This window comes from Thauera sp. (assembly GCF_035444905.1).
Classification (GTDB): Bacteria; Pseudomonadota; Gammaproteobacteria; order Burkholderiales; family Rhodocyclaceae; genus Thauera.
Window position 1 is genome coordinate 32,908 of the sequence record NZ_DAOMPS010000031.1, and the last position, 22,735, is coordinate 55,642.

21 protein-coding genes and 1 pseudogene are annotated in these 22,735 nt (G+C 67.2%); 8 read left to right on the forward strand and 14 right to left on the reverse strand.

Translation table 11 applies throughout. The features are described 5' to 3' along the window. Nucleotides 1–55: 55 nt before the first annotated feature. The 3 genes and pseudogenes from PLC66_RS14035 to PLC66_RS14045 all read right to left on the reverse strand — a co-directional run. A pseudogene (locus PLC66_RS14035) lies at nt 56–385 on the reverse strand (YnfA family protein); the annotation flags it as partial. Next, entirely contained in the window at nt 382–579 is a 198-nt protein-coding gene (locus PLC66_RS14040) for a hypothetical protein (RefSeq protein WP_324541454.1), read from the reverse strand. The gene PLC66_RS14040 and the pseudogene PLC66_RS14035, both read right to left, overlap by 4 nt. A gap of 117 nt (nt 580–696) precedes the next feature. Then, the gene (locus PLC66_RS14045) at nt 697–2,121 is read right to left on the reverse strand and encodes an MFS transporter (RefSeq protein WP_324541456.1); all 1,425 of its coding nucleotides are present in this window, start codon (nt 2,119–2,121) and stop codon (nt 697–699) included. A gap of 174 nt (nt 2,122–2,295) precedes the next feature. Here PLC66_RS14045 and PLC66_RS14050 point away from each other — a divergent pair, with 174 nt between their 5' ends. Further along, entirely contained in the window at nt 2,296–3,192 is an 897-nt protein-coding gene (locus PLC66_RS14050) for a LysR family transcriptional regulator (protein ID WP_324541458.1), read from the forward strand. A gap of 123 nt (nt 3,193–3,315) precedes the next feature. Here the strand turns inward: PLC66_RS14050 and moaC are convergent, their stop codons facing one another. Then, a complete protein-coding gene (gene moaC, locus PLC66_RS14055) occupies nt 3,316–3,804 on the reverse strand; it encodes a cyclic pyranopterin monophosphate synthase MoaC (protein WP_324541460.1) in 489 nt (162 codons plus the stop codon). A gap of 124 nt (nt 3,805–3,928) precedes the next feature. On the opposite strand from moaC, the gene PLC66_RS14060 reads away from it, so the two are divergent. Then, entirely contained in the window at nt 3,929–5,368 is a 1,440-nt protein-coding gene (locus tag PLC66_RS14060; RefSeq protein ID WP_324541462.1) for a M48 family metalloprotease, read from the forward strand. A 141-nt stretch (nt 5,369–5,509) separates the two neighbouring features. Next, nucleotides 5,510–5,740, forward strand: coding sequence for a sulfurtransferase TusA family protein (locus PLC66_RS14065; RefSeq protein ID WP_324541464.1), 231 nt, complete (start codon nt 5,510–5,512; stop codon nt 5,738–5,740). A 94-nt stretch (nt 5,741–5,834) separates the two neighbouring features. On the opposite strand, the gene PLC66_RS14070 is transcribed toward PLC66_RS14065, so the two are convergent. Together PLC66_RS14070 and PLC66_RS14075 are read right to left on the reverse strand one after the other, a co-directional pair. Further along, nucleotides 5,835–8,924, reverse strand: coding sequence for a valine--tRNA ligase (locus PLC66_RS14070; protein ID WP_324541466.1), 3,090 nt, complete (start codon nt 8,922–8,924; stop codon nt 5,835–5,837). Between the two features lie 86 nt (nt 8,925–9,010). Continuing rightward, nucleotides 9,011–9,940 carry a LysR family transcriptional regulator gene (locus tag PLC66_RS14075; protein WP_324541468.1) on the reverse strand — a complete coding sequence of 310 codons (930 nt, stop codon included), beginning with the start codon at nt 9,938–9,940 and terminating at the stop codon, nt 9,011–9,013. Nucleotides 9,941–10,251: 311 nt separating this feature from the next. Here PLC66_RS14075 and dctP point away from each other — a divergent pair, with 311 nt between their 5' ends. From dctP to PLC66_RS14090, 3 genes are all read left to right on the forward strand, one after another. Continuing rightward, on the forward strand, nt 10,252–11,346 hold the full coding sequence (gene dctP, locus PLC66_RS14080; protein ID WP_324541470.1) for a TRAP transporter substrate-binding protein DctP: 1,095 nt from the start codon (nt 10,252–10,254) through the stop codon (nt 11,344–11,346). 61 nt (nt 11,347–11,407) lie between these two features. Next, nucleotides 11,408–12,049 (forward strand): TRAP transporter small permease subunit, encoded by a 642-nt coding sequence (locus PLC66_RS14085; RefSeq protein ID WP_324541473.1) that lies wholly within the window; start codon nt 11,408–11,410, stop codon nt 12,047–12,049. Between the two features lies 1 nt (nt 12,050). Then, complete coding sequence (locus tag PLC66_RS14090; protein ID WP_324541475.1) at nt 12,051–13,583, forward strand: TRAP transporter large permease; 1,533 nt, start codon at nt 12,051–12,053, stop codon at nt 13,581–13,583. 31 nt (nt 13,584–13,614) lie between these two features. Here PLC66_RS14090 and PLC66_RS14095 read toward each other — a convergent pair whose 3' ends face one another. From PLC66_RS14095 to PLC66_RS14105, 3 genes are read right to left on the reverse strand one after another with little or no spacing between them, the layout of a single operon-like run. Further along, the gene (locus tag PLC66_RS14095; protein ID WP_324541477.1) at nt 13,615–14,205 is read right to left on the reverse strand and encodes a hypothetical protein; all 591 of its coding nucleotides are present in this window, start codon (nt 14,203–14,205) and stop codon (nt 13,615–13,617) included. Nucleotides 14,206–14,215: 10 nt separating this feature from the next. Then, nucleotides 14,216–14,656 carry a DNA polymerase III subunit chi gene (locus PLC66_RS14100; protein ID WP_324541479.1) on the reverse strand — a complete coding sequence of 147 codons (441 nt, stop codon included), beginning with the start codon at nt 14,654–14,656 and terminating at the stop codon, nt 14,216–14,218. Nucleotides 14,657–14,678: 22 nt separating this feature from the next. Next, complete coding sequence (locus tag PLC66_RS14105) at nt 14,679–16,184, reverse strand: leucyl aminopeptidase (protein WP_324541481.1); 1,506 nt, start codon at nt 16,182–16,184, stop codon at nt 14,679–14,681. A 155-nt stretch (nt 16,185–16,339) separates the two neighbouring features. On the opposite strand from PLC66_RS14105, the gene lptF reads away from it, so the two are divergent. Further along, nucleotides 16,340–17,422 carry an LPS export ABC transporter permease LptF gene (gene lptF / locus PLC66_RS14110; protein WP_324541483.1) on the forward strand — a complete coding sequence of 361 codons (1,083 nt, stop codon included), beginning with the start codon at nt 16,340–16,342 and terminating at the stop codon, nt 17,420–17,422. Continuing rightward, a complete protein-coding gene (gene lptG / locus PLC66_RS14115) occupies nt 17,419–18,495 on the forward strand; it encodes an LPS export ABC transporter permease LptG (RefSeq protein WP_324541485.1) in 1,077 nt (358 codons plus the stop codon). The genes lptF and lptG overlap by 4 nt, the downstream gene beginning before the upstream one ends. Nucleotides 18,496–18,571: 76 nt before the next feature. On the opposite strand, the gene rplS is transcribed toward lptG, so the two are convergent. The 5 genes from rplS to PLC66_RS14140 form a co-directional block, all read right to left on the reverse strand. Beyond that, nucleotides 18,572–18,973, reverse strand: coding sequence for a 50S ribosomal protein L19 (gene rplS / locus PLC66_RS14120; protein ID WP_324541487.1), 402 nt, complete (start codon nt 18,971–18,973; stop codon nt 18,572–18,574). Nucleotides 18,974–19,070: 97 nt separating this feature from the next. Next, complete coding sequence (gene trmD / locus PLC66_RS14125) at nt 19,071–19,874, reverse strand: tRNA (guanosine(37)-N1)-methyltransferase TrmD (protein ID WP_324541496.1); 804 nt, start codon at nt 19,872–19,874, stop codon at nt 19,071–19,073. Nucleotides 19,875–19,903: 29 nt separating this feature from the next. Continuing rightward, nucleotides 19,904–20,422, reverse strand: a complete 519-nt coding sequence (gene rimM, locus PLC66_RS14130) for a ribosome maturation factor RimM (RefSeq protein WP_324541489.1) — start codon at nt 20,420–20,422, stop codon at nt 19,904–19,906. 31 nt (nt 20,423–20,453) lie between these two features. Further along, the gene (gene rpsP, locus PLC66_RS14135; RefSeq protein ID WP_002923624.1) at nt 20,454–20,705 is read right to left on the reverse strand and encodes a 30S ribosomal protein S16; all 252 of its coding nucleotides are present in this window, start codon (nt 20,703–20,705) and stop codon (nt 20,454–20,456) included. 147 nt (nt 20,706–20,852) lie between these two features. Further along, complete coding sequence (locus PLC66_RS14140) at nt 20,853–22,553, reverse strand: L-lactate permease (RefSeq protein WP_324541493.1); 1,701 nt, start codon at nt 22,551–22,553, stop codon at nt 20,853–20,855. Nucleotides 22,554–22,735 lie beyond the last annotated feature (182 nt).

Genomic DNA, 22,735 nt, shown 5'->3' on the forward strand with positions numbered 1-22,735 from the left:
CTAGGCCATCGAACCTAAATGGACCCAGACGGGCTGGTTGCCCTGGTTTGGAGGGGGCAGCAGGTTGCCGCGCAATGATGGCCATGCCGGCAGGCGCGACGCCGGCGCCCGCGATATCCCAGCGCGTCCGTGCAATGCCATTCACGACGCGAAGCCACACCAAGGCGACCGCGATGTACATTCCGCCGTAAGCAGCATAGGTACGCCCGGCCGCCGTCGGGTGCAGCGTCAGCAACCAGGCGAAGGCGGCCAGCGACAGCCCTGCGGGCACGAGCAGCCAGGCACTCCGGCCCTGCTTCAGCACGAGCCGGGGCAGATAGCAGCCGACGATCTCGGCCACGGCCGTCAAGGCGAACAGGCCGGCGATCTTGAACAGCGCAATCACGACAGCATCTTCCCCACTTCCTCCGCCACCAGGCGTGCGAGTTGCTCGGGACCGAAGCTGGGCAGGCTGCGCCCATTGACGAGGAAGATCAGCGTCCTGTTGACCTGCGTGCGATCCCGATGGGCATCCATGCCCGCCGAAGCGAACTGAAGCGGCACGAGCGGCAGGAACAGGATGGCAAACCAACGGTGCATGGGCGACGACTCTAACCCCAGCCCGTAGGCTGACGGCCCCTGTCGCGATGGGCGTGCTTGGCATCCTCATTCACGATCCCGGCCATTGCTCGTCCTCGAGTCCGTGGTGCGCACGGGCTAAGGACGCTGCGCCGCGGCGCTCGAGCGGACGGCAATGACCAGTGCGGTCAAGACGAAAGCACCGGCGACGGAGAAGGCGAGTGTCAGCCCGGCGTAGGCCGCCTGCGGGGCGAGGGCGGTGAAGTCGGACGTCGCCGCGCCGCGGACGAATACCGCGCCCATGAGGGAGGCGCCGGTGATCAACCCGAGATTGCGCGACAGGTTGAGCAGGCCCGAGACGAGGCCGCGCTGCTCTGCGCTGCCATGGGTCATGACCGCGGTGTTGTTCGCCGCCTGGAAAAGTGCATAGCCGGCGGTGATGAAGGCGAGCGCGCTGACATAGCCTGGCAGCCCCAGGCTGGCGGACAGGGGAGGCAATGTGAAGGCACCCAGCAGCATCGCCACCAGGCCGGCAACGGCCATGCGCTGGGGGCCAAAGCGATCCACCAGGCGGCCGGCCGGCACGCCCGACAGCGCGGCCACGAGGGGGCCGGACGACATCACCAGACCGACCCGCGCCGCATCCAGTTCGAACGCGCTGGCGAGATAGAACGGGCCGACCACCAGCGTTGCCATCACCACCGCAGTGACGAGGGCGCTCATTGCAAACCCGGCGCTGAGCGGCCTCTGCCGGAACAGGGCCGGCTGCAGCAGCGGTGCTTGTGTCCGCGCTTCGAGCCACACGAACAGGCCGCCACCGACGAGGGCCGTCAGGAGCAGCATGCCGTTGATGAGCCCATAACTGCCCTTGTTGATCGTCATCGCCAACGCATAGGCGGCCAGCGTCAGCGCGAGTACGACGACGCCCGTCGTGTCGAAAGCCGTCCGCGGGATCGCGACCGGCCGTGCATCGGCCGCCAGGCAGCGCTGCGCCAGAATCAGTGTTGCGATGCCAAGCGGGAGCTTGATGAGGAAGATCGCTTCCCAGCCGCCGGCGGCAATCAGCAGACCGCCCAGCGTTGGCCCCAGGGCCGTGCCCACGGCGGACATGGTGCCGAGAAGGCCCATGGCGCGACCGGTTTGTTCCTTTGGGACGGCCTCGCCCACCAGCGCCATGGTGAGCGACATCATCATGGCCGCCCCCACGCCCTGAAGTCCGCGCGCACCGATCAGCCACCACAGGCTGGGCGCCAGGCTGCACAGGACCGAGGCCACGGTGAATACGGTGATGCCGCCCAGCAGCAGACGGCGCCGGCCGAGCACATCACCCAGGCGGCCTGCAGCCACGATCGTGCCGGTGATGGCGATCAGGTAGGCGAGCACCACCCACTGCACCGCCTGGAAGGACGCGTCGAAGGACGCTGCCAGCGTCGGCAAGGCCACGTTCGCAATGCTGGTGCCCAGCGAGGACAGCAGCATCGACAGCGACAGGCCGGCCATTGCCCAGCGTGCGGTTGCGTTTTGCGGCGCCATCACCACCGCAGTTGAATCCAGTCTGTTCATGACAATCTCCTTGCTCGCACGATGCAGTGGATGGCCACTCTGGGGCCTGCGTCCTTACTCCTTCAACGTGCTACCCAATGGTAGGAATTCGAGACGCTGGGCGGAAGACGCATCAATTGCAATGTATTAGTGCATGCAGCGCCATGCATGAGCGTGCTGTGTTAGCGTGCGTCCATGTCCAAGCCCGATTTCAATCTGCTCCTCACCCTGGACGTACTGCTCACCGAGGGCAACGTGGCGCGCGCCGCCGAGCGACTGCAATTGAGCCCCTCGGCGATGAGCCGCGCGCTGGCGCGCTTGCGGGCGACGACAGGCGATCCTCTGCTGGTTCGTGCAGGACGTGGCCTGGTGCCCACGCCCCGCGCGCTGGCGTTGCGGGAAACGGTGGGCGAGTTGGTAAGCGCAGTTGAGACCGTGCTGCGTCCCGCGACCAAACCCGATCTCGCGGCCTTGGAGCGATGTTTCACCCTGCGTACGAGCGAGGGTTTCGTCGAGAACTTCGGCCCGCTTCTGCTGGAGCGTGTGGCCGCGATGGCGCCGGGGGTCCGCCTGAGTTTTGTGCCGAAGCTCGACCGGGGACCGGGCGCACTCCGCGACGGCACGGTCGATCTTGAAACCGGCGTGCTTGGCCGTGGCATGGGGCCGGAGATCCGGGTCCAGGCGCTGTTCCGCGACCGCTTCATCGGTGTGGTGCGCGCCGGGCACCCGCTCTGCGCCATTGAGATCACACCGGCCCTGTACGCGGCGGGAAGGCATATTGGCCTCTCGCGCCACGGGGTACCGCACGGACCGATCGATGAGGCCCTGGGCGTCCTGGGCCTGAAGCGGAACGTGGTTACGACCGTTGGCGGTTTCGCCACCGCCGTGGCGCTGGCCAGGGCCTCGGATCTGATTGCCAGCGTGCCCGAGCGCCACACCGGCAACTTGCGCAACGGCATGTATTCGTTTGCCCTGCCATTCCCCGCCCCCGAGATCACCGTCTCACTTTTCTGGCACCCGAGACTTCACGCTGATCCAGTGCACCGCTGGGTTCGTGAGCTCATACGGGATGTCTGCGGAAAGGGCCATTGACCATGCACGCCGAGCGACGGGGGTTGATGTCAATCGATGCGAAGATTCAATGCGCCCCCTGACGACATCTGGAATTGCCCCCTGGGTTGATCAAGGCTCCGACCTGCTCGGTCGGTCGACAGCTCAGGCCTTCCAGTGCCCCGACTTGCCGCCCAGCTTCTCCATCAGCTGGATGCCTTCCATGCGCATGCCGCGGTCCACTGCCTTGCACATGTCGTAGATGGTGAGCAGCCCCACGTTGACCGCCGTCAGCGCTTCCATCTCGACGCCGGTGCGGCCAACGGTTTCGGCGGTCACGGTGCACCGGATGGCGGAGGCGGCCTCGTCGGGCTCGAACTCGACCGCCACCCGGGTGAGCGGAATCGGGTGGCAGAGCGGAATCAGCTCGCTGGTGCGCTTGGAGGCCTGGATGGCGGCGATGCGCGCGATGCCGAGCACGTCGCCCTTCTTTGCGCTGCCCGATCTCACCATCGCGAAGGTCTCGGGGCGCATCGTGATGCGCCCGGTGGCGACCGCCACGCGGCGGGTTTCGGCCTTGGCGCCGACGTCGACCATGTGGGCCTGGCCGTCGGCGTCGAAGTGGGTCAGCGGGGAGGGGGCTTGTGAATTCATGAGACCTCTGCGAGGCAGCGGCCGAGCTCGATGTGCGCCGCGCGACGGCCCGAGCAGGCTTGCTCAACACACCGATACATCGGGCAGGGGAACGGGTTCGGATCGGCGGGTATCATAGCACCCGATGACGCGCCGACCTCTTGCCCTGCTGCTCAGCCTGGCGCTGGCCCTGCCAGCGCCCTTGCCTGTTCTTGCCTACGATCTGCCGGATCTGGGCGACGTCGCGGCGTCCGAGCTTTCGCCCGCTGCCGAGCGCCGTATCGGCGAGCAGATCATCAGCCAGATCCGCTGGCGCGATGCCGCCTATCTCGACGACCCCGAGGTCGAGGAATACGTCAATCGCCTCGGTCACCGGCTGGCGGCGGCCAGCAACAACCCGACGCAGGATTTCGACTTCTTCGTCGTGCGCGACCCCACGCTCAACGCCTTCGCGCTGCCGGGCGGCTACATCGGCGTGCACACCGGCCTGCTGCTGGCGGCACAGACCGAGTCCGAATTCGCGTCGGTGCTGGGGCACGAGATCGCGCACGTCACCCAGCGACACATCGCGCAGATCGTCGGCAAGCAGAGCCAGTCGGCGATGCTGATGGTGGCCTCGCTGCTGGTGGCGGTGCTGGCGGCGCGCAGCAACTCGGACGTGAGCCAGGCGGCGATCGCCGCCGGCCAGGCGGGCGCGATCCAGTCGCAGCTCGGCTACACCCGCGCCTTCGAGCGCGAGGCCGACCGTGTGGGCCTCGATACCCTGCATGGCGCCGGACTGGACGTGCGCGGCATGCCGAGCTTCTTCGAGCGCCTGCAGCGGGCCACGCGCATGTACGAGAACAACGCGCCGGCCTATCTGCGCACGCACCCGCTGACCACCGAGCGCATCGCCGACATGGAGAACCGTGTTGCCGCGATGCCTTATCGCCAGGTGCTGGATTCGGCCGATTTCGGCTACGTGCGAGCCAAGCTGCGGGCCAACGCCGGCCAGCCGGCGGATGCGGTGCGCGACATGGAGGACCTGCTCGCCCGCAGTCCGCAGGACGAGGCCGTCGCCTACGGCCTGGCGCGGGCCTTGCTGCGTGCGGGGCGGGCCGACGAGGCGGCGCGGCAGATCGAGGCCTTGCGCGCGCGCGCGGCGCCTTCGCCCTGGCTGGCGTCGCTCGCGGCCGAGATCAGCCTGGCGCGCAGGCAGGCGCCGGCTGCGATCCGCACGCTCGAGGCCGCTCAGCAGCAGTTTCCCGCTCATCGTAGCCTGGTCTACCTGCTCGCCGAGGCGCGCATCCAGGGCGGTCAGGCCGAGCAGGCGGCGACGGGGGTGCGGCGCATGATCGACACCCGCAGCGCCGACCCGCGCCTGTGGCAGCTGCTGTCGCGCGCCAATGCCGAGCTGGGCCGGCGCACCGCGCAGCATCGGGCCCAGGCCGAGGTCTACGTGTTGCGCGGCAGCCTGCCGGCGGCGATCGAGCAGCTCGAGATCGCGCGGCGGGCGGGCGACGGCGATTTCTACGAGCTGTCGGCCGTGGATGCGCGGCTGCGCGAGCTGCAGCAGCGCCTGCTCGAGGAGCGGCGCGAGCGCTGAGCGTGGCGGCTGCCCTGAGGGGTCTGCCGTGCTGTGCCTGGCCGCCAGCGCTGCCCGGCAAGGGCGGTGCGCGCCTTTCGGCGTATGGCGGCATCCATTAGAATCATGGGCCCGAACAGAACCCTGGACAGAGGACAAAGGATGAATTTCGACAAGGAAGTGGATGCTCGTGGGCTGAACTGTCCCCTGCCGATCCTGCGTGCGAAGAAGATGCTCGCCGAGATGCAGTCCGGTCAGGTCGTGCGCGTGCTCGCCACCGATCCTGGCTCGGTCAAGGATTTCCAGGCTTTCGCGCGGCAGACCGGCAACGAGCTGGTGGGCCAGGCCGAGACCGCGGACAAGGCGTTCGAGTTCTTCCTCAAGCGCAAGTAAGACGCGACAAGCCGGCGCGATCGCCGCGCCACCAACAAAAAACGGGCCGCGGCCCGTTTTTTGTTGGTCTTGCCGGCGTCTTGCGCGCCGGGCTTCAGCCGCCCAGCTTGGTCAGCTGCGGCTTGAGCTTGTCGAGCGTGGCCTTGAAGCCTGCCAGGCGCTCGCGCTCCTGCGCCACGACCGCGGCCGGGGCGCGGTCGACGAAGCTGGCGTTGCCGAGCTTGCCCTCGGCCTTGGCGATCTCGCCTTCGAGGCGGGCGATCTCCTTCTTCAGGCGCTCGCGCTCGGCGGCGACGTCGATCTCCACCTTCAGCATCAGGCGGGTTTCGCCGGCCACTGCGACCGGCGCGAGCTCCTTGGCGCCGATCTCGTCGACCACCTGCACCTCCGACAACTTGGCCAGGCCGGCGAGGTAGGGCGCATACACCGCCAGCGCGGCCTTGTCGCCCGCCGCCATCAGCGGCAGGCGCTGGGCAGGGGAGATGTTCATCTCGCCGCGCAGGTTGCGGCAGGCGTAGATCATCGCCTTGAGTTCGGCGACCCTGGCCTCGGCGGCCTCGTCGATGCGGCCCAGGTCGGCCTGCGGGTAGCGCACGCGCATGATGCTGTCGCCGTCCTTGCGCCCGGCGAGCGGCGCCACCGTCTGCCACAGCTCCTCGGTGATGAAGGGGATCAGCGGGTGGGCCAGGCGCAGCACGGTCTCCAGCACGCGCAGCAGGGTGCGGCGGGTGGCGCGTTGTTGCTCAGGCGTGCCGGTCTGGATCTGGACCTTGGCGAGCTCGAGGTACCAGTCGCAGTACTCGTCCCACACGAACTCATACACCGCGCGCGCGACGAGGTCGAAGCGGTAGGCCTCGAACTGGGTCGCGACTTCGGCCTCGGTGCGCTGCAGGCGGGAGACGATCCAGCGGTCGGCGAAGGAGAAGTCGAGATAGCCGCCGGGCACGCACTGGTCGGCGCCGTGATCGCCCAGGCCGCAGTCCTGGCCCTCGGTGTTCATCAGCACGAAGCGGGTGGCGTTCCACAGCTTGTTGCAGAAGTTGCGATAGCCCTCGCAGCGCGCGAGGTCGAACTTGATGTCGCGGCCCGGGCTGGCCAGGCTGGCGAAGGTGAAGCGCAGCGCGTCGGTGCCGAAGGCGGGGATGCCGTCGGGGAATTCCTTGCGTGTCTTCTTCTCGATGCTCTGCGCCTGCTTCGGGTTCATCAGGCCGTAGGTGCGCTTCTTGACCAGCTTGTCGAGGGCGATGCCGTCGATGAGGTCGATCGGGTCAAGCACGTTGCCCTTGGATTTCGACATCTTCTGGCCTTCCGCATCGCGGATCAGGCCGTGCACATACACGTGCTTGAACGGGATCTTGCCGGTGATGTGCTTGGTCATCATGACCATGCGCGCGACCCAGAAGAAGATGATGTCGAAGCCGGTGACGAGCACGGTCGAGGGCAGGTAAAGGTCGAGCGCGTCGTTGCTCTTCTCGGGCCACTCGGCGGTCCAGTCCAGCGTCGAGAAGGGCCACAGCGCGGACGAGTACCAGGTGTCGAGGACGTCGTCTTCCTGGCGCAGGTGGCCGGCGTCGTGGCGGGCGTGCAGCACGGAAAGGCGCTCGGCGAGCTCCGGGTAGTCCTCGGCGGTCTGGCCCTGGCTCTGGCGGGCCTGGACCTCGGCCTGCAGGCCGGCGATCTCGGCTTCGAGGTCGGCCTTCCAGTGGGCGATGGCCACTTCCTCGCTCTGGGCGACGTAGATGCGGCCTTCGTCGTCATACCAGGCCGGGATGCGGTGGCCCCACCACAGCTGGCGCGAGATGCACCAGTCCTGGATGTTGTTGAGCCACTGGTTGTAGGTATTGACCCAGTTCTCGGGGTAGAACTTGATCTCGCCCGAGGCGACGACCTCGAGCGCCTTCTGCGTGATCGACTTGCCATCCGCGCCCGGCTTCGACATCGCGACGAACCACTGGTCGGTGAGCATCGGCTCGATCACCACGCCGGTGCGGTCGCCGCGCGGCACCTGTAGCTTGTGCGCCTTGACTTCCACCAGCAGGCCGGCGGTTTCCAGATCTGCAACGATCGCGTTGCGTCCATCAAAACGGTCGAGCCCCTGGTAATTAGGCGGAATTACCAGAGATACGGCCTCATCAATTGAAGAAGCCTTTGAGCACTCCGCCATCAAGTCGTAGAGGACTGCGTGGATAGGACGCTCCTCTTCGTCGTACGCATCGTAGTTCCAGAAAATCTCCTTAGCAGATCTGACGGTGGTGGGGGAAATGATGGTCCCGTCCAACGCCAAGATGCGTATGCAAGGCATGTTGTGCCGTCCGCCCACCGCGTAGTCGTTGAAGTCGTGCGCCGGCGTGACCTTGACGCAGCCGGTGCCGAACTCGCGATCGACATAGTCGTCGGCGATGATCGGGATGTGGCGGCCGGTCAGCGGCAGCTCGACCGTCTTGCCGATGAGGTGAGCGTAGCGCTCGTCCTCCGGGTGCACCATCACCGCGACGTCGCCGAGCAGGGTCTCGGGGCGGGTGGTGGCCACCGTCAGGCCGCGCAGCTCGCCGACCGGGCCGTCGGAGAAGGGGTAGAGGATGTGGTAGAGCTTGCCGTCCTCTTCCTCGGACACCACCTCGAGGTCGGACACCGCGGTGCCGAGCTTCGGGTCCCAGTTCACCAGGCGCTTGCCGCGGTAGATCAGGCCCTCGTTGTAAAGGCGCACGAAGGTCTCGGTGACGACCTTGGACAGGCCCTCGTCCATCGTGAAGCGCTCGCGCTTCCAGTCAGGGCTGGTGCCGAGCCGACGCATCTGGCGGGTGATGGTGCCGCCCGAGTACTCCTTCCACTCCCACACCTTTTCCAGGAACTTCTCGCGGCCGAGGTCGTGGCGCGAAACGCCCTGGGCGTCGAGCTGGCGTTCGACGACGATCTGGGTGGCGATGCCGGCGTGGTCGGTGCCCGGCTGCCACAGCGTGTTGTCGCCGCGCATGCGGTGGTAGCGCGTGAGCGCATCCATGATCGTCTGGTTGAAGCCGTGCCCCATGTGCAGCGTGCCGGTGACGTTGGGCGGCGGCAGCAGGATGCAGAAGGCGTTGGGGTTCGACGTGTCGAGTCCGGCGTCGAAATTGCCGCGGGATTCCCATTCCGGGTACCAGCGACGTTCGATGTCGGCGGGCTCGAAGCTCTTGGCCAGTTCCATGGTGTCTTTAGCGCGTGAAGGCAAAGGGCGGATTATAGCGGATGCGTCGGCGCGGCCCGTGTGCGCTCGCGGGATGCGCGAGGCGCTCAGCGCGGAGTCGCCAGCGCCCAGTCGCGCGCGACCCAGTGCGGATCGCCGAACTGGCTCTGCAGGAACTCGATCCAGGCCAGCACCTTGGTCGGCACCAGGCGCGGCGAGGGATAGACGGCGTGCATCTGCTGCCCGGGCAGCGTGTGGTGGGGCAGCAGCGGGACCAGCGCCTCGCGCACGATGGCGGGCCGGGCGAGGTAGGCGGGGAGGGCGGCGATGCCCATGCCGGCGAGCGTGGCGGCAAGGATGGAGTCGATGTCGTTGGTGCGCAGCGGGCCGCTGACCGCGACCGCCACCGCGCTGTCGTCGGCGGCGCGGTAGTGCCAGCGCTGGTCGCCCTGAACGCTGCTGTACACCAGGCAGTCATGGGTGGCGAGCTCGTCCGGGCTGACGGGCATGCCCTGGCGCTCGAGATAGCTCGGGCTCGCCACCGTCACCCAGGGGTTGCGGCCGAGCTGGCGGCTGCCGAGCGCGGAGTCGGCCAGGCGCCCCATGCGCACGGCGACGTCGATGCCATGCTCGAGCAGGTTGAGGGTGTGGTCGTCGAGCTGCAGGTCGAAGCGCACACCCGGGTTGCGCGCCATGAACTCGCGCGCCAGCGGCAGGATGACGTGGCGGCCGAGGCCGGCCGGGCAGGCGATGCGCAAGGGGCCGGAGATGTCCTCGCCCAGGTTGGTGACCAGGCGGTCGGCGGCCTCAAGCTCGCGCTCGATGATCTTGCAGCGCTCGTAATACAGCGCGCCGGCCTCGGTCAGCCGCATGCCGCGCGTGTTGCGGTTGAGCAGGCGCACGCCGAGGCGCGATTCGAGCGCGGCGATGTGCTTGGTCACCGTCGGTTGCGACAGTTTCATGTCGCGTGCGGTGCGCGAGAAGTTGCCGCTCTCGACGAGGCGGATGAACAGTTGCAGGCCGGTCAGTTTGTCCATGGCATGGGCGCGGCAGATGCCGGATTATTAATTCCGGTGAAGCATAAGCGATATTCCTTATGCAGGGTTTGCGGGCCATTTGAATGGGGGCAAGATGCGCTGACGCCACTGCCTGATAGGGGCTGTAGTCCTGCGGGTTTTCCCGTACATGGCGCGTCCTGGCGATGTTGGGGAATTCCCTAGGCATCTTTCGGAGTCACTTCGAGCGCAGGCGGCGGCTTTGTGGCGGGGAGGTCCAGCAGCTTGATTGCTGCGCTGCAGGAATAAGTGACGCTTGCACGACATTCACCACGAAGAGGGAAGGAGACACCATGAGCAAGACATTCACGCGACGCGACATGCTCAAGACCACCGCGGCCGGCGCGCTGGTGAGCGCCCCTTTCATCGGCAACGCGCAGGCCCAGGCGGGCACGACCTGGAAGGTGCAGTCGGTGTGGGATGCGGGGACCACCGGCTACCGCCTGTTCGAGGCCTGGTGCAACGGCTTCAAGGAGAAGTCGGGCGGCGAGCTTACGATCCAGCCCTTCCCGGCAAAGGCCGTCGCGGCCGACAACAACTCGCTGTTCGATGCGGTGCGCAGCGGCGTGCTGCAGGGCATGAACCCCTTCACCCTTTACTGGGCGGGCAAGATTCCGGCCACCGTGTTCCTGTCCTCGTATCCGATGGGGCCGGACCAGCCGGCGCAGTGGGACACGATGTACTACGGCCTGGGCATGCTCGAGATGGCGCGCGAGATCTACGCCAAGCAGGGCCTGTACTTCGTCGGCCCCATCCACCACGACGCCAACATCATCCACTCCAAGGTGCCGATCCGCTCGGTCGATGACCTCAAGGGCAAGAAGATCCGCCTGCCGGGCGGCATGGTGGCGGAAGTCTTCCAGGCATTCGGCTGCTCGACCGTGGCGCTGCCCGGTTCGGACATCTTCCCGGCGCTGGAAAAGGGCACGATCGACGCCGCCGATTACGTCGGCCCGGCAGTGAACTACGACCTCGGCTTCCATCAGGTGACCAAGTACATCCTGTTCGGGCCGCCGGGCACGATGAGCGTGTATCAGCCGGTCGACCTGATGGATCTCACCATCAACATGGGCGCCTGGCGTCGCCTGAACCCGAAGATGCAGCAACTGGTCGAGGACCAGGTCCGCACCTACTCGGTGACGCACTTCGTGGAGATCCAGAAGGCGAACATGGCGGCGATGACCAAGTTCCGCGAGGCGGGCTGCGAGGTGTCGCGCATGGGGCCGGACGACATCGAGAAATTCCGCAAGGCGGCGATCCCGATCTGGTTCAACTGGGCGAAGAAGGATGCGGACGCCGGGCGCGTGTTCAGGATGCAGCTCGAGTTCATGAAGAACGACCTGCTCGGCTATGTGACCGACGACGATCTCAAGGGGCAGTCGCTCTGATCTGACGGCGTGTCGGGTCGGCCTGCGGGGCCGACCCGCTTCATTTGCGGAGCGGGACAGGATGTACGAGCTCAAGGGATTCGGTTTCGTCATGCCCCACTGGGCTTACTGGGGCTGGCTGGCGGTGATGCCGCTGCTGCTGATCGTCGCTGCGCGCGCAAAGGGCGTGCTGCCGGCGGTCAAGCACGAGGAGGGGGCGAGCGCCTTCGAGCGCGCGGTCGACTGGCTGAGCGATCGCACCGGCATGTTCGTGGCGCTGTGGAGCGTCAATGCGGTGCTGGCCTACACCTATGAGGTGGTCATGCGCTACGCCTTCAACCAGCCCACGATCTGGGTGCACGAGAGCAGCTATCTGCTGTTCGGCATGCAGTACGTGATCGCCGGCGCCTACGGCCTGCTGCATGGCTCGCACGTCCGCGTCGACGTGATCTACACCAAGCTGTCCCAGCGCGCGCGCGGGGCGATCGATGTGATCACCTCGGTGTTCTTCTTTGCCTTCGTGCTGGTGATGATCTCCACCGGCTGGCGCTTCTTCAGCGACAGCTACAACATGGGTGAGCGCTCGCTGGAGACCTGGCAGGTGCAGTACTGGCCGGTCAAGGCGACCCTGGTGCTGGGCGCGGTGCTCATCCTGCTGGCCGGCATTTCCCATCTGATCAAGGACATCCGCCGCTTCGAGCGCGCCTGTCAGGAGCACCACTGAGATGCAGAGCACCGTTGCTGACCAGGCCAGGGGAGGGAGCCCCGCCTATCGCTACATCGTCTACGGGCTCGCCCTGCTGCTCGCCGTGGTGATGGCGGTGGAGGCGGTCAACATCGCCTTCTACGACCCCTGGGGCGAGGACTACTTCCTGTTCCGCCTGCAGGGCGTGCTCGGCAACGTCGACATGGGCCCGCTGACCTGGATCATGTTCGGCTCGCTGTTCGTGCTGCTGATGGCGGGCCTGCCGCTGGCCTTCGTCGCCGGTGGCCTGGGCGTGGTCTTCCTCTACCTGGTGGGGGATGCGGCCATGCTCAACATGGTGCCGAGCCGCATCTTCCCGATGATGACCAACCCCGACCTGGCGGCGGTCCCGCTGTTCATCTTCATGGCCACCATGCTCGAGCGCGCGGGGTTGATCGAGGAGATGTTCGACGCGGTGTACCAGTGGATGGGCGGCCTGCGCGGCGGGCTGGCGGTGGCGACCATCCTCGCGTCGACGATCCTGGCGGCGATGGTCGGCGTGGTCGGCGCGGCGATCGTCACCATGGGCATCATCGCGCTGCCGGCAATGCTCAAGCGCCGCTACGACGAACAGATCGCGCTCGGTTCGATCATGGCGGGCGGCGCGCTCGGCGTGCTGATCCCGCCGTCGATCCTCGCCATCCTGTACGCGGTGGTGGCCCAGCAGTCGGTGGGCGAGCTCTACGCCGGCAGCGTGATGCCGGGCCTGATGCTGTCGGGCCTGTACATCGCCTATGTGCTGCTGCGCGCCTACCTGAACCCGGCGGTGGGGCCGGCAGTGCCGGTGGCCGAGCGCATCGGCGTGGCTGCCAAGATCAGGCTGCTGCGCGGGCTGATCGCGCCGATCGCGCTCGTCGTCACCGTGCTCGGGCTGCTGTTCACCGGCATTGCCACGCCGGTGGAGGCCGCCGGCCTGGGCTCCTTCGGCGCCATGATCGTCGCCGTGCTGCATCGGCGGTTGACGCTGGAGGGCTTGTTCGGCGCCAGCCTGTCGACGGTGAAGGCGACCGCGATGGTGCTGTGGATCATCTTCGGGGCGTCGATCTTCGTCGGCCTCTACATCCTCAAGGGCGGCCAGACCTTCATCACCGACACCCTGCTCGGCACCGGCCTGTCGCCCTACGGCATCCTGCTGCTGATGATGGTGCTGCTGGTGATTCTGGGCATGTTCCTCGACTGGGTGGGCATCCTGCTGCTGGCGGTGCCGATCTTCGTGCCCATCATCAAGCAGCTCACCTTCGACGGCCTGTTCGGCCTGCCCGGGCCGAGCCCCGACCAGGTGCTGGTGTGGTTCGGCGTCCTGTATCTGGTGAACATGCAGATGAGCTTCCTCAGCCCGCCCTTCGGCTATGCGCTGTTCTACATCCGCGGCGTGGCGCCGGCCTCGATCAGCATGGCGACGATCTTCCGCTCGTCGCTGGTGTTCCTCGCCATTCAGGTGCTGGCCCTGGGGCTGGTGGTGGTGTTCCCGGCGATCGCGACCTGGCTGCCGGGGCTGATGTACGGCAAGTAGGGCTCGCGAGGTTTGTCCGAAGGCCGGCCGGTCAGCCCCCCGAAGGCCGGTCCGGCCCGGCGTGCGGGGCGGCCTTGTGGTCCAGCAGGCTGCCGACGCGGGCCGACAGCTCGGGCAGCAGGGTGGCACGCAGGTGGGCCTGCATCTCGGCCTGCACGCGGGCAGCGAGCTGGTCGAGCTCGCGCGCCAGGATCTGTGGCATCTCCATCGCGATCCAGTTGCCGATTTCACGCGCGATCTCGGTGTCGAGTTCGACGAGGCGCTCGGCCAGCTTCGCCGACAGCGCATCCTGCAGCGCGGCGGGGCTGGGTGTGGTCGAAACGGACAGCGCCGCCGCGGCGGCGGCGGCGGCCGCTTCCGGCACCGGCGGGCGCTCGAAGCCGGTCGGCGCACGGGCTGGCGTCGGCGGCAGCGGATGCGGCAGCTCGAAGTCGTCGACCACTTCGGTGAGGATGGGCAGATCGTCGTCATCGAGCTCGGTGCCCGGGGCCCAGTCATCGGTGCGGGCGGGTGCGGGCTCGTCGCTGATGTGGTGGCGGCGCAGCAATGCGTCGGCCTGGTTGAGCAGGTCGTCGGCGCGCGCGAGCTCGTCGTCGGGCGGCAAGGCGGGCCACTCTCTCATGCCTGCGGCCTCACAGGGCGACCCTCAGCTCGGCGTCGAAGGCCTTTAGCTCGCAACCGTGCTGCTTGTAAGTGCTCCAGCGCCCCCGTGCGGGCAACCTGTCGGCCTCGGCCTGGCCGACGATCTCGACCAGCAGACGAAAACGATCGAAACCCGGCGGGACGTCGTCGGCGAGGTTGAACAGCATGTCGGCATGCGGCCAGGCCTCGTCGGCGCCAGCGGCGCCGAGCACGACCGGCGTCTCGGCCGCGAGCGGGGAGTCGATCGGCACGTGGGGCAGGAAGGACAGGGCCTCCCCGGTCCACAACAACTGGTCGAAGCGCTTCAGGCTGGCGGCGTCCGGCAGCCGCACCGCGGCCTTGCGCCCGCGTTCGAGCGCCCGCCCGACCAGCTCGCCGGCGAGGGCGAGGCGGTCGGGCGTGTTGTGATAGAAATGGACGCGGGTGTTCATGCAGGCTGCGGCAAGGGGCCGCTCAGCTCGCGCTGGCTTGCGTGCGGCCGATCAGGAACTCGGACAGCAGCGGCACCGGGCGGCCGGTGGCGCCCTTGGCGTCGCCCGACACCCAGGCCGTGCCGGCGATGTCGAGGTGCGCCCACTTGTAGGCCTTGGTGAAGCGCGACAGGAAGCAGGCCGCGGTGATGGTGCCGGCGTAGCGGCCGCCGATGTTGCCCATGTCGGCGAAGTTGCTCTTGAGCAGCTCCTGGTACTCCTCCCACAGCGGCAACTGCCAGGCGCGGTCGCCGGATTCGGTGCCGCGCCTGAGGAGCTCGGCGGCGAGCTCGTCGTCATTGGCGAGCAGGCCGCTGGGGATCTTGCCGAGCGCGACCACGCAGGCGCCGGTCAGGGTGGCGATGTCGATCACGCACTCGGGCTTGAAGCGCTCGGCATAGGTCAGCGCGTCGCACAGGATCAGACGGCCCTCGGCGTCGGTGTTGAGCACCTCGATGGTCTGGCCCGACATCGAGGTGACCACGTCGCCGGGCTTGGTGGCTGCGCCGCCGGGCATGTTCTCGGTGGTGGGGATGAGGCCGACGACGTTGATCGGCAGGCCCATCTGCGCGATCGCCTTGAAGGTGCCGAGCACGCTGGCGGCGCCGCACATGTCGTACTTCATCTCGTCCATCTCGGCGGCGGGCTTGAGCGAGATGCCGCCGGTGTCGAAGGTGATGCCCTTGCCGACCAGCACGATCGGCTTGGCCTTCGCCTTGCCGCCCTTGTATTCCATGACGATGAACTTGGGCGGCTGGTGCGAGCCGCGCGCCACCGACAGCAGGGAGCCCATGCCGAGCTTTTCCATGTCGGCGCGCTCGAGCACCTCGACGTCGAACTTGTACTGCTTGCCCAGCGCCTGGGCGGTGTCGGCGAGGTGGGTGGGGGTGCAGATGTTGCCGGGCAGGTTGCCGAGGTCCTTGGCCAGCGCCATGCCGGTGGCGATGGCGTGGCCGCGCAGCACGGCGGTGTCGAGTTCGGCGCTGAGCTCGGTGCTGACGAGCAGGGCCAGCTTCTTCCCGCCGCGGTGTTTCTTGTCCTTCTTGTCCTTGTCGGACTTGAGGGCGTCGAAGCGGTAGGCGCCGTCGGCGAGGAGGCGGGCGGCCTGCTGCAGGCGCCAGGTCTGGCTGCGGTGCGCGAGCTCGACGTCGGCCAGGGTCAGCACCGCGTCCTTGGCGGCGCTGGCGGCGAGCGCCTTGGCCGCCGCGGCGAGCGCGTCACGATAGGCCTTGTCGCCGAACTCGTCTTCCTTGCCCAGGCTGACGAGCAGCACGCGCTCGGCCTGGGTGCCGGCGAGCTCGGGCATGAGCAGGGTCGAGCCGGCCTTGTCGTCGAGATCGCCGCGCTTGATCAGGCCTGCGATGCGGCCTTCGGCGGCGCCATCGACGGCGGCGGTGAGCGCCGGCAGCTTGCCGCCGGCAAAGGCGCCGAGCACCAGCAGGCCGGTCTTGAGCTTCGCCGGGCTGCCGGTCTTTATGGTAAATTCCATCCGCTTTTTCCTTTAAGAAACGCTTGGTTCGGATTGCCAGCGATTATGGCCCGTACGCGAGCGGGGCGTCAAAATCGCTTCCCGACGACATCGGCTGCGGATGCATTCCGGGCTTCTCCTTCGCCTTCATAACTCGGTTTCATAAGATTCGCCCGATGATCTTCCGGCGCGCCCTGCAACGGGAATTCGCCCAGACGGCGGCCGCGGTGTTCGTGGCGTTGTTTGCGATCCTGATCTCCACCGTGCTCATCCGCCTGCTCGGGCAGGCGGCGGGCGGGCGTGTGCCGGCCGATGCGGTCGCCGCGCTGATCGGCTTTGGCGCGCTCGCGCAGTTGCCCACGGTGCTGACGCTGACCCTCTTCATCGCCATCCTGGTATCGCTGTCGCGCAGCTACCGCGACAGCGAGATGGTGGTGTGGTTTGCCTCGGGCGTGCCGCTCACGGCCTGGATTGCCCCGGTACTGATGTTCGCCGTGCCGCTGGTGGTGGTGATCGGCGCCGGCTCGCTGTACCTGGCGCCCTGGTCCCAGCTCAAGAGCGCAGAATATCGCCAGTTGCTCGACAGCCGCGACGATACCCACCGGGTGGCGCCCGGGGTGTTCCGCGAATCGTCGGGCGCGCAGCGGGTGTTCTTCGTCGAGGTGGGTGCGGGCGAGGACGGTCGCGTGCGCAACGTCTTCGTCAGCGAACAGACGCGCGACGGCGGCCTGGTGGTCATCGTGTCGGCGGAGGGCTACCTGCGCAGCGACGAGGAAGGCCGCCGCTTCGTCGTGCTCGAGAAGGGGCGACGCTACGATGGCCAGCCCGGCACGCCGCAGTATCGGGTGATGGAGTTCGAGCGCTACGAGGTGCTGGTCGAGCAGGCCAGGGCCGTGGGCGCGCCGTCGCGGATCCGCGCGCTGCCGACGGCGGCGCTGCTGGCGGCGCCCGAGAAGCCGGCGCTGGGCGAACTGCTCGGGCGCGTCGGCGCACCGCTGGTGGCGCTGTTGCTGGCCTTGCTGGCGATTCCGCTGTCCTTCGTCAATCCGCGCGCCGGACGGGCCAACAACATGCTGGTGGCGCTGCTGGTGTATCTGTTCTACAGCAACGCGATCTCGGTCTTCCAGTCCTGGGTGGCGCAAGGGCGCATCGGCTTTGCCACCGGCCTGCTGCTGCCGCACCTGGTGGTGCTGGGCCTGCTGGCGTTGATGTTCTACAAGCGTCTGGCGATCTCGCCGTTCTGGCGGAGGCGGACATGAGCGCCGTGCTGCTGCGCTACCTTGCGCGCGAGATCTTCGGCGCCACGGCCCTCGTGCTGGTGGCTTTCCTCGGCCTGTTCGCCTTCTTCGACTTCATCAACGAACTCGAGGACGTGGGCAAGGGCGGCTATACCCTCTACCAGGCGCTGGTGTTCGTGTTGCTGACGCTGCCGGCGCGGGTCTATGAGCTGATGCCGATCGCGGTGCTGATCGGCACGCTGTATGCGCTGGCGACGCTGGCGCGCCATTCCGAGATCACCGTGATGCGGGCGGCCGGCATGTCGAACCTCACGCTGGTGCGCATGCTCGGCATCATCGGTGCCGTCTTCGTCGTGCTTACCTTCGCCATCGGCGAGTACATCGCGCCACCGGCCGAGAACGCCGCGCAGGAATGGAAGCTCACCGCCACCAAGGCGACCGTGTCGCAGCAGTTGCGCTCGGGGCTGTGGGTGAAGGATGGCCGCCTCGTCATCAACGTGCGCACCCTGATGCCGGATCGCACGATGCGCAACGCACGCGTGTATGCCTTCGGCGAGGACTACGAATTGCTGTCGATCAGCGAGGCCAAGCGCGGGGTGTACGACGGCTCGGGTGAATGGAAGCTGCTCGAGGTGTCGCGCACGAACTTCCTGGGTGAGCGCACCGAGGTCGAGAAGCTGCCCGAGATCGGCTGGCGCTCCGACCTCACGCCGGAGGTGCTGAGCGTGCTGATGGTGGCGCCCGAGCACATGCCCTTCGGCAAGCTGTGGTCCTATATCAGCCACCTGCGGGACAATAACCAGAACGCCGACCGCTTCGAGATCGCGCTCTGGAAGAAGGTGGTCTATCCGTTCGCGGCGCTGGTGATGATGGCGCTGGCGATGCCCTTCGGCTTCATCCATGACCGCATGGGCGGGGCCAGTGCGCGCATCTTCATGGGCGTGATGCTGGGCGTCGGCTTCCATCTGCTCAACGGCCTGTTTTCCAACCTGGGCATGATCAACGCCTGGCCGCCGATCATGGCGGCGCTGACGCCCAGCCTGATCTTCCTGGGCGCGGCAGCGTGGATGCTGCATTACGTCGAGCGCCGCTGACGCGGCGGCGGTGGGGCGGGCACAAAAAAACGGGCCGAAGCCCGTTTTTTGTTGCTGTCTTGCCGGGACCCGGCAATCAGCCTTGCTGCTGGGCAGCGCGCTTGGCAGCGGCGGCCTTGTAGTCCAGCTTTTCCTTGATACGTGCCGACTTGCCCGAACGCTGGCGCAGGTAGTAGAGCTTGGCGCGACGGACATCGCCGCGGCGCTTCACTTCGACGCCGGCCACCAGCGGCGAGTAGGTCTGGAACGTACGCTCGACGCCTTCGCCGGAGGAGATCTTGCGGACGATGAAGGAGGAGTTCAGACCCCGGTTGCGCTTGGCGATGACCACGCCTTCGTAGGCCTGAAGACGCTCGCGAGTGCCTTCCTTGACCTTCACCTGGACGATCACGGTGTCGCCGGGACCGAATTCGGGGATGGTCTTGCCCTCGGAAACGCGGGCCATCTCTTCCTGTTCGAGTTGCTGAAGCAGGTTCATTGCAAAACTCCGTCGATGTTATCGGCCTCTGCCTGGGTGCATCGGCCTGGCAGCAGAGCAGGTCGCAACCTGATGCCTGCCGTTTGTAATCGGGCCTTCAGGCGCGCTGCGTGTGCAGCACGTCCTCAGCCCCGGCTTGCTCCTGCCTGAATTCCTCAAGCAGTTTCAATTCGGTCTTGCTCAATGTCCGCGCCGCCAGCAGGTCTGGCCGGCGCAGCCAGGTGCGGCCCAGCGACTGCTTGAGCCGCCAGCGGCGGATCGCCGCATGGTTGCCTGACAATAGGACCTCGGGCACGCGTTCGTCCTCGTAAAGCTCTGGCCGCGTGTAGTGCGGACAGTCCAGCAGGCCGTCGACGAAGGAGTCCTCCTGCGCCGAACCGGCGGTATTCAATGCGCCGGGCAGTTGCCGCACGATCGCGTCGAGCAGCACCATCGCCGGCAATTCCCCGCCCGACAGCACGAAGTCGCCGAGCGAGAGTTCTTCATCGACCTCGCGGTCGATCAGGCGCTGATCGACGCCTTCGTAGCGGCCGCACAACAGCACCAGGCCGGGCTCGGCAGCAAGTTCCATCACCACCGTCTGATCCAGCCTGCGGCCTTGCGGCGACAGGTAGATCACGCGGCCGGCGCTGCCGTGCGCGCTCCGCTGCGCGCTGCGTGCCGTGGCGATCGCCTGTGCCAGCGGTTCGGCCAGCATCACCATGCCCGGTCCACCCCCATAGGGGCGGTCATCGACCGTGCGGTGCGGATCGTGGGTGAAGTCACGGGGGTTGTGAAACCCCAGTTCGTACAGCCCGCGCTCCTTCGCCCGCCGCGTGATGCCGCTCGCGGTGAGGGCGGCGAACATCTCCGGGAACAGCGTGATCACGTCATAGCGACGCAGTCCCGCCGACAGCCCCATGGGCGGCATCGCCTGCTGCGCTCCGCCGTCTACCAATCTTTTTCCCAGCTCACCCGGATGCGCCGGGCGGCGAGGTCGACATCGAGGACGTAGGCGGCGACGAAGGGGATCAGTCGCTCGGTCGCGTCCTCACCTTCGCCGTCCTGCACCTGCAGCACGTCGTGCGCGCCGGTCGACAGCAGTCCTCTGACCGTTCCCAGCGCCTCGCCGGCTTCGTTGTCGACAGCCAGGCCCACCAGGTCGCCCCAGTAGTACTCGCCTTCCGCGGTGGCGGGCAGGGCCTCGCGCGGCGCGGCAATGTAGTAGCCGTCGATGGCTTCTGCCGCGCTGCGGTCGGGGACTTCCGCCAGTGCGGCGACCAGCCCCTTGCCGTGCACGCGGCACGCGTTGAGCGTGTATTGCTTCCACTGCGCGTCCGGCGCCGTGTCGTCGCGGCTGAGCCACCAGTGCGACATCTTGCGCCAGGAAGCCGGGTCGTCACCGAAGGGGTGAATCTTGACCCAGCCCTGAACGCCAAAAGGGGCGACGATGCGCCCCAGTACGATCATGCCTCTTTCCGCCGCAGCAGACAGACGCTGATCAGGCTGCAGCCTTGGCGGCCTGCTTGACCAGGCGGGCAACCGTCGGCGACAACTGGGCGCCGTTCTGCTCCCAGTAGGCCAGGCGCTCGGTGTTGACCACGAGGCCCTTTTCGGCGCCCGAGGCGATCGGGTTGTAGTAGCCCACGCGCTCGATGAAGCGACCGTCACGACGATTGCGGGAATCGGCGACAACCATGTTGAAGAACGGGCGCTTTTTGGCGCCACCACGGGCAAGGCGAATGACGACCATCTGATTTTCCTGATCGGTAGATGCGAAAAACGTCGGAGTATAAGGCATGGACCGCTGGCGAGCAAGGTCTCGTCGGCGATTCATCGGTGTGCCGGCGTGGGGCGGGCTGCTGCCTGCCCCACGCCGGGCGTGCTGTGGCGCTGCGGATCAGCGTGCGGCGTGGATCGGGTCGGTGACCCCCAGCACGTAGATCGCGATCGTGCCCAGGGTGCCGGCGGCGATCAGGTAGTACAGCGTGGGCAGGATGGTCTTGCGCAAGGTCGTGCCTTCGCGGCCGAGCAGGCCCACGGTGGCCGAGGCGGCGACCACGTTGTGGATGGCGATCATGTTGCCCGCGGCCGCGCCGACCGACTGCAGCGCCACCATCATCGCCCCCGACACGCCGAGCAGGCCGGCGGTGTTGAACTGGAACTGCGACAGCATCAGGTTGGACACCGTGTTGGAGCCGGCGATATAGGCCCCGAGCGCACCCACCCAGGGGGCGAAGAAGGGATACACGCCGCCGACGCTGTCGGCCACCAGTTGCGCCATCGCCACCGGCATCGAGGCCAGGCCAGAGGCATTGACGCCCGAGTTGATGAGGATACGCACCATCGGGATCGTGAAGATGAGCACGAAGCCGGCGCCGAGCAGGGTCTTGCTCGACTCGCCCACCGCCTTCACCAGCTCACGGCCGTGCATGCGATGCAGGAAGAAGGTCAGCAGCACGACGAACACCAGGATGCCGCCGGGCAGGTAGAGCGGCTCGATGTTGCCGCTGATGCCCTTCTCGCCGAGGATGTCGACCCAGCCGAATTTGATGCTCAGCAGGAAGGCCTTGAGCTCGGGGATGACGCGGGTGGCCACCAGCACCGCGGCCAGCAGCAGGTAGGGCGCCCAGGCCATCGGTGTGGAGATCGGGGTCTTGCCCGCAATCTGGTCGAGCTTCATCTCGAACTTGCCCATCCACTCGGAAGGCCATTCCTTGGGCGGTGCGAAGTCCCAGTTCTCCTTGGGCAGCAGGAAACCGCGCTTGGCCGCCGGCACGACGATGGCCAGGCCAACCATGGCGCCGATCATCGACGGGAACTCGGGGCCGAGGAAGACGCCGGCGAGCATGTAGGGCAGGCCGAAGCTGACCGCGGTGAAGATCGCGAACGGTGCCACCGCCAGGCCTTCGGTCCAGGACTTGTTGCGGCCGAAGAAGCGCGTCATGACCATCACCATGATCAGCGGCATGAAGATGCCGACGAGGGCGTGCACGATGGCGACGCGGCCGGTGATCAGCATGAAGAAGCTGTCCCAGTCGCTGCCGAGCGCCGCCAGCTGGGCGGTGATGCCGCTGCGATCCAGGCCGGCGCCGACGCCGACGATGATCGGCGTGCCGACCGCGCCGAAGGACACCGGGGTTGACTGCACCATCATGCCCAGCACGACCGCGGCCAGCGCCGGAAAGCCGAGCGCGACCAGCAGCGGTGCGGCCACCGCGGCCGGCGTGCCGAAGCCCGATGCGCCCTCGATGAAGCAGCCGAACAGCCAGGCCACGATCAGCGCCTGCACGCGGCGGTCGGGGCTGATGTTGGAGAAGCCGCGGCGAATGGCGGCGATGCCACCCGAGTGCTTGAGGGTGTTGAGCAGCAGGATGGCGCCGAAGATGATCCACAGGATCGACACCGTCAGGATCAGGCCCTGCAGGGTCGAGGCCAGCACCCGGTTGAAACTCATGTCCCAGGCGAAGAGGCCGATCAAGGCGGTGATCACATACACCATGGGCATGGCGTGCCGCGCCGGCCAGCGAAAGCCGATCAGCAGCACGCCGGCGAGCACCAGTGGCAGGAATGCCAGCAGTGAGAGCGTGGTTTGATTCATTGGGAAAAGTCTCCTTGTGTTCTTCGTTTTGGATGAGGCGGGGGGTTACGGGCGGTCGTAGGAACGCGAATGAAAAGGGGAGGCGTGCGGGAGGGCTGTCCCCCTTCCGCCACGCCGTGCGACGGCCTCAGCCGCCGAACTGGGCCTTGAACTGCTGGCGATAGCGGTGCAGCAGTGGCTCG

Bases quoted from the DNA above. Each gene is read 5' to 3' on its own strand.
- PLC66_RS14040 (WP_324541454.1), bottom strand. From the start codon at position 579: ATGCACCGTTGGTTTGCCATCCTGTTCCTGCCGCTCGTGCCGCTTCAG.
- PLC66_RS14045 (WP_324541456.1), bottom strand. From the start codon at position 2,121: ATGAACAGACTGGATTCAACTGCGGTGGTGATGGCGCCGCAAAACGCA.
- PLC66_RS14050 (WP_324541458.1), top strand. From the start codon at position 2,296: ATGTCCAAGCCCGATTTCAATCTGCTCCTCACCCTGGACGTACTGCTC.
- moaC (WP_324541460.1), bottom strand. From the start codon at position 3,804: ATGAATTCACAAGCCCCCTCCCCGCTGACCCACTTCGACGCCGACGGC.
- PLC66_RS14060 (WP_324541462.1), top strand. From the start codon at position 3,929: ATGACGCGCCGACCTCTTGCCCTGCTGCTCAGCCTGGCGCTGGCCCTG.
- PLC66_RS14065 (WP_324541464.1), top strand. From the start codon at position 5,510: ATGAATTTCGACAAGGAAGTGGATGCTCGTGGGCTGAACTGTCCCCTG.
- PLC66_RS14070 (WP_324541466.1), bottom strand. From the start codon at position 8,924: ATGGAACTGGCCAAGAGCTTCGAGCCCGCCGACATCGAACGTCGCTGG.
- PLC66_RS14075 (WP_324541468.1), bottom strand. From the start codon at position 9,940: ATGGACAAACTGACCGGCCTGCAACTGTTCATCCGCCTCGTCGAGAGC.
- dctP (WP_324541470.1), top strand. From the start codon at position 10,252: ATGAGCAAGACATTCACGCGACGCGACATGCTCAAGACCACCGCGGCC.
- PLC66_RS14085 (WP_324541473.1), top strand. From the start codon at position 11,408: ATGTACGAGCTCAAGGGATTCGGTTTCGTCATGCCCCACTGGGCTTAC.
- PLC66_RS14090 (WP_324541475.1), top strand. From the start codon at position 12,051: ATGCAGAGCACCGTTGCTGACCAGGCCAGGGGAGGGAGCCCCGCCTAT.
- PLC66_RS14095 (WP_324541477.1), bottom strand. From the start codon at position 14,205: ATGAGAGAGTGGCCCGCCTTGCCGCCCGACGACGAGCTCGCGCGCGCC.
- PLC66_RS14100 (WP_324541479.1), bottom strand. From the start codon at position 14,656: ATGAACACCCGCGTCCATTTCTATCACAACACGCCCGACCGCCTCGCC.
- PLC66_RS14105 (WP_324541481.1), bottom strand. From the start codon at position 16,184: ATGGAATTTACCATAAAGACCGGCAGCCCGGCGAAGCTCAAGACCGGC.
- lptF (WP_324541483.1), top strand. From the start codon at position 16,340: ATGATCTTCCGGCGCGCCCTGCAACGGGAATTCGCCCAGACGGCGGCC.
- lptG (WP_324541485.1), top strand. From the start codon at position 17,419: ATGAGCGCCGTGCTGCTGCGCTACCTTGCGCGCGAGATCTTCGGCGCC.
- rplS (WP_324541487.1), bottom strand. From the start codon at position 18,973: ATGAACCTGCTTCAGCAACTCGAACAGGAAGAGATGGCCCGCGTTTCC.
- trmD (WP_324541496.1), bottom strand. From the start codon at position 19,874: ATGGGGCTGTCGGCGGGACTGCGTCGCTATGACGTGATCACGCTGTTC.
- rimM (WP_324541489.1), bottom strand. From the start codon at position 20,422: ATGATCGTACTGGGGCGCATCGTCGCCCCTTTTGGCGTTCAGGGCTGG.
- rpsP (WP_002923624.1), bottom strand. From the start codon at position 20,705: ATGGTCGTCATTCGCCTTGCCCGTGGTGGCGCCAAAAAGCGCCCGTTC.
- PLC66_RS14140 (WP_324541493.1), bottom strand. From the start codon at position 22,553: ATGAATCAAACCACGCTCTCACTGCTGGCATTCCTGCCACTGGTGCTC.